Origin of the sequence: Mesorhizobium sp. M1E.F.Ca.ET.063.01.1.1, from assembly GCF_003998155.1 — a bacterium.
Taxonomy (GTDB): domain Bacteria; phylum Pseudomonadota; class Alphaproteobacteria; order Rhizobiales; family Rhizobiaceae; genus Mesorhizobium.
Map to the genome: position 1 here is coordinate 1 of NZ_RZSC01000487.1, position 4,572 is coordinate 4,572.

General features: G+C 66.8%; 5 protein-coding genes. 4 read left to right on the forward strand and 1 reads right to left on the reverse strand.

The window, feature by feature from the left end:
- The first annotated feature begins 119 nt into the window (after positions 1-119).
- On the forward strand, positions 120-1,136 hold the full coding sequence (locus tag EOA29_RS26035; protein ID WP_126091880.1) for a zinc-binding alcohol dehydrogenase family protein: 1,017 nt from the start codon (positions 120-122) through the stop codon (positions 1,134-1,136).
- Positions 1,137-1,672: 536 nt separating this feature from the next.
- Here EOA29_RS26035 and phnF read toward each other — a convergent pair.
- Positions 1,673-2,419 (reverse strand): phosphonate metabolism transcriptional regulator PhnF, encoded by a 747-nt coding sequence (gene phnF, locus EOA29_RS26045; RefSeq protein WP_126091879.1) that lies wholly within the window; start codon positions 2,417-2,419, stop codon positions 1,673-1,675.
- 140 nt (positions 2,420-2,559) lie between these two features.
- On the opposite strand from phnF, the gene phnG reads away from it, so the two are divergent.
- The 3 genes from phnG to EOA29_RS26060 form a co-directional block, all read left to right on the forward strand.
- Positions 2,560-3,021: a phosphonate C-P lyase system protein PhnG gene (phnG, locus tag EOA29_RS26050; protein ID WP_126091878.1), complete on the forward strand. Its 462-nt coding sequence runs from the start codon at positions 2,560-2,562 to the stop codon at positions 3,019-3,021.
- Entirely contained in the window at positions 3,021-3,632 is a 612-nt protein-coding gene (gene phnH, locus EOA29_RS26055; RefSeq protein ID WP_126091877.1) for a phosphonate C-P lyase system protein PhnH, read from the forward strand. Before phnG ends, phnH begins: the two co-directional genes overlap by 1 nt.
- A gap of 1 nt (position 3,633) precedes the next feature.
- On the forward strand, positions 3,634-4,572 hold a 939-nt coding region (locus tag EOA29_RS26060), incomplete at its 3' end, for a carbon-phosphorus lyase complex subunit PhnI (RefSeq protein ID WP_127221812.1).

Below are 4,572 nucleotides of genomic sequence, written 5' to 3' on the forward strand. Positions count from 1 at the left end.
GATCATCGTCATCGTCTACTTCGACGGCCTGCGCCGTCGCGGCAAATAACCGTCCCTGAAATGACGCGCCGGCCCACCAAATTGATGGGCCGGCGCTGTCGCAAATACTGGATCAGCGCATGAAAGCCGTCGTCTGCCGCTCGCCCGGCGATCTTGTCCTCGAAGACCGCGCATCGCCGGGCGCGCCGCCACCCGGTTGGGCGCGGGTCGCCGTCAGCCATGTCGGCATCTGCGGTACCGACTACCACATCTTCGAAGGCAAGCACCCTTTCCTCGCCTATCCGCGCATCATGGGCCACGAGGTCTCGGGCACGATCGCCGAGAGAGGCGAAGGCGTTGGCCTGGCGATCGGCGAAGCGGTGATCGTCAATCCCTACCTCGCCTGCGGCAAATGCATCGCCTGCCGGCACGGCAAGCCGAACTGCTGCTTGAAGATCGAAGTGCTGGGTGTGCATCGTGACGGCGCCATGTGCGACGAGATCCTGGTGCCGGCGCAGAACCTTTATCCGGCAAATGGTCTGTCACTGGCCGACGCGGCAGCGGTCGAATTCCTGGCGATCGGCGCGCATGCCGTGCGGCGCTCGCTTGGCGCTCCCGGCCAGTGCACGCTGGTCATCGGGGCCGGCCCGATCGGCCTCGGCACGGCGCTCTTCGCCCGCATCGCCGGGCTGGACGTCAGCCTGCTCGACATGAGCACCGAGCGGCTCGGTTTCGCCGAAAGCGAGCTCGGATTTGCAGCACTCGACGGCTCGAAAGCGCCGGCGACAGATCTGGTGCGCCAGGCCACCGGCGGCGAAGGCTTCGACCTGGTGTTCGACGCCACCGGCAACACGCAGTCGGTGCAGTCCGCCTTCGCCCATGTCGCGCATGGCGGCACGCTGGTGCTGGTCAGCGTCGTCAAGGACGACATCGCCTTCTCCGACCCCGAGTTCCACAAACGCGAGATGACTCTGGTCGGCAGCCGCAACGCGTTGCGCGCCGATTTCGACCATGTCGCCGCCTCGATCCGCAACGGCGCTGTGCCGCTCGCCAAACTGGTCACCCACCGCACGACGCTTGCCGGCACGCCGCGCGATCTCGCCAGATGGGCGCATGAGAAAACCGGCCTGATCAAGGCGGTTATCGAGGTCGGGTAACAACGACGCCGCGCAGGTCGACCCCCACTCCGTCTCGGCTTCGCCGAGCCACCTCTCCCCCGATCGACGGGGGAGAGGAAGGGTGCGAGCCTATTGCAGCCAACGCTCCTCAACCAGACTCCCTCCTTCTCCCGTCGCCAGCGGGCTCCTTTCCTCTCCCTCCGGAGGGGGGAGAGGTGGCTCGGCGAAGCCGAGACGGAGTGGGGGAAGGCGGTCCTCAAACGCCAAGCCGCTGATAGGTAAGCGCGACCGCGCCGGATGGACGCATGAGAAGTCGGGGCTGATCAAGGCTGTTATCGAGGTGACTGATCCCATCCCTTCGTCATCCACGGGCGGAGCAAGGAGCGTAGCGACGCAGCGCAGACCCGAGGATCCATTCCGTGACGTCGACGCGTTGCAACGATCCAGAACTCTGCTCCGCCGCACTTTACGATCAAGGTAACGGAATGGATCCTCGGGTCTGCGCTCCGCTTCGCGTCGCTCCGCCCGCGGATGGCGACCTCTGAGGTTATCGCCCTGGATGACGACGTCGGAGGCTAATCGCCGGCCGACAACCTCAGTTCCACCCGCTCCGCCGGAAAGCGCGATTCCGCGAACTGGATCGGCCGACCGTCGAGCGTGACGTTCACCGCGACAGTGACCAGCACGATGGCGCCCGGCTGCAGATCGAGATCGGCAAGATCATCGGCGTCGGCGTGGCGCGCCGACAGCACCGTCGAGTGCCTCAGATAGTCGTTGATGCCGAAGCGCTTGAGCGAGGCGGTGACCGATCCCGTCTCGGCCATCGCGGCCTCGATGCCGGCGAAGCGCTTGGCATCGAACCAGGTCGAGGCGCGCGACACCGGATGCCCGTCGGCCTCGCCGCGTGTTTCCAGACGGATCACGGCCGCCCCTCTGGCGATGCCGAGCGCTTCGGCGATGCGCCGGTTGGCCGGCTCGGTCGATGACGACAGCAGCGCGATGTGGCGCTCGGTCGTCTGCCCTTGCAACCCGGTCGAAAACCGCGTGCGCGCGCCGATCGGATAGGACAGGCGCTTGCGCGACAACACGAAGGTGCCGCGCCCCTGCTCGGCTCTCAGCACGCCTTCCTGCACCAGCGCGGCAATGGCGCTGCGCACCGTGTGACGGTTGACGCCATAGCGTTCCGCCAGCGCGACCTCGGGCGGCAGCGCCGCGTTCTCGGCGAAATCGCCATTCGCGATCCCCTCCAGGATCCTGTCGGCGATCTGCCGCCACAGCGACACGCCGCTGCGCCTTTCGATGCTGCTTGCCAGCCCGGTCATTTCCCCGCCCCCAACGCCTTCCCCCTAACTTTTACGCCTCTTGTCATCCACTCGTCATGGACTCTCGTTAGGTGATGAGTATAATTTGTATAGTTGTCTATATCAATAGACAAATTAGCCGCTATGCAAGGAGGCGAGCCATGCGGGGACAGGAAGCACGCGAGCAGGCCGAGCGGAGAACCGTGATGGCGACGCTGGCGCACGCAGCGCCTGATGAGATCGCGCGCCTATGGGCGGGCTCCGGCCTGCCCTCGGAGGCGGAGCTGCTGCGCGGCCCCGAAACCGGATTGGTAACGGTGCGCGGGCGGATCGGCGGCGGCGGCGCGCCGTTCAATGTCGGCGAGGCGACCATCACCCGCGCCACCGTGCGGCTGCCCACCGGACAGGTCGGCCATTCCTATTCGCTCGGCCGCGACAAGGGCAAAGCCAAGCTCGCGGCCATCGCCGACGCGCTCTGGCAGGACCCGGCCCACCGCGAAACGGTCGAAACCAAGCTGGTCGCGCCCTTGCGTGGGGCACTCGACGCGGCGCGCGAAAAGCGGCGTGTCGAGACAGCGGCCACGAAAGTGGATTTCTTCACCATGGTGCGCGGAGAGGACTGATGGATATCGCGACGCAATCGATCGAAGGCGGCTTCGCCGATCCGGTGTTCAACGCGCAGGTCGTGTTCCGCGCCATCATGGACGCAATGGCGCGCCCCGGCAATATTCAGGCCCTGCCGCCGCTCGCCCATCCGCCGGCGCCGCTGTCGGCGACCGCCGCAGCCGCGGCGCTTTCGCTCTGCGACAACGACACGGCGATCTGGCTCGATCCGCGGCTGCAGGCGGAGCCCGCGGTCAAGGCCTGGCTCGGCTTTCACACCGGCGCACCCTTGGCCAACACGCCGGCCGACGCGCATTTCGCTTTGGTAGCCAACCCGGCGGAGATGGCTGCGCTCGACGGCTTTTCGCAAGGCACGCAGGAATATCCCGACCGCTCGACGACGCTGATCCTGTTGGTCGACGATCTCGCTTCCGGTCCGTCGCTACTGCTCGAAGGCCCGGGCGTCGAGAAGACCGCGATGATCGCGCCGACAGGCATGCCGCGCTATTTCGTCGAGCAATGGAAGCAGAACAATCAGCGTTTCCCGCGCGGCGTCGACATCATCCTGGCGGCGCCCAGCAGCCTCGCCTGCCTGCCGCGCACCACCCGCATCAAGACGATGGAGGCATGACATGTATGTCGCGGTGAAAGGCGGCGAAGCCGCAATTGCCAATGCGCACCGCCTGCTTGCCGATCGCCGGCGCGGCGACCGCTCCGTGCCGGCCCTGCGCCTCGACCAGATCGCCGAGCAGTTGGCGCTCGGTGTCGACCGGGTGATGAGCGAAGGCTCGCTCTACGATCGCGAGCTTGCGGCTTTAGCCGTCGTCCAGGCGCGCGGCGACATGATCGAGGCAATCTTCCTGGTGCGCGCCTATCGCACGACGCTGCCGCGCTTCGGCTACACCAACCCGGCCGACACCGGCGCCATGCAGGTCGAGCGGCGCGTGTCGGCCACCTACAAGGACCTGCCCGGCGGCCAAGTGCTCGGCCCGACCTTCGACTACACCCACCGGCTGCTCGATCCGGAGCTTGCCGCAGGCGTCGATGTCGAGACGCCCACGCAGCGTCCGGCCGAAGCCGAAGCGATGCCGCGTGTCTCCTCGATTCTCGCCCATGAAGGCCTGATCGAAGCCGACGGCGACATGCCGCTTGACCACATCCCCGGCGACATCACCCGTGAGCCGCTGCAATTCCCGATGGCGCGCGACATCCGCCTGCAGGCGCTGTCGCGCGGCGACGAAGGCTTTTTGCTGGCGCTCGGCTATTCGACGCAACGCGGCTATGCCCGCAACCATCCTTTCGTCGGCGAGATCCGCATCGGCGAGGTCGAGTTGGAACTCGACGTGCCGGAACTGCCTTTCGCCGTGCCGCTCGGCTCCATCCGCGTCACCGAATGCCAGATGGTGAACCAGTTCAAGGGTTCGGCCAAGGCGCCGCCGCAATTCACCCGCGGCTACGGCCTGGTCTTCGGGCAGAGCGAGCGCAAGGCGATGGCGATGGCGCTCTGCGACCGGGCGCTGCGCGCGAGCGAGCTCGGCGAGGATGTGATTGCCGCCGCACAGGACGAGGAG

Bases quoted from the DNA above. Each gene is read 5' to 3' on its own strand.
- EOA29_RS26035 (WP_126091880.1), top strand. From the start codon at position 120: ATGAAAGCCGTCGTCTGCCGCTCGCCCGGCGATCTTGTCCTCGAAGAC.
- phnF (WP_126091879.1), bottom strand. From the start codon at position 2,419: ATGACCGGGCTGGCAAGCAGCATCGAAAGGCGCAGCGGCGTGTCGCTG.
- phnG (WP_126091878.1), top strand. From the start codon at position 2,560: ATGCGGGGACAGGAAGCACGCGAGCAGGCCGAGCGGAGAACCGTGATG.
- phnH (WP_126091877.1), top strand. From the start codon at position 3,021: ATGGATATCGCGACGCAATCGATCGAAGGCGGCTTCGCCGATCCGGTG.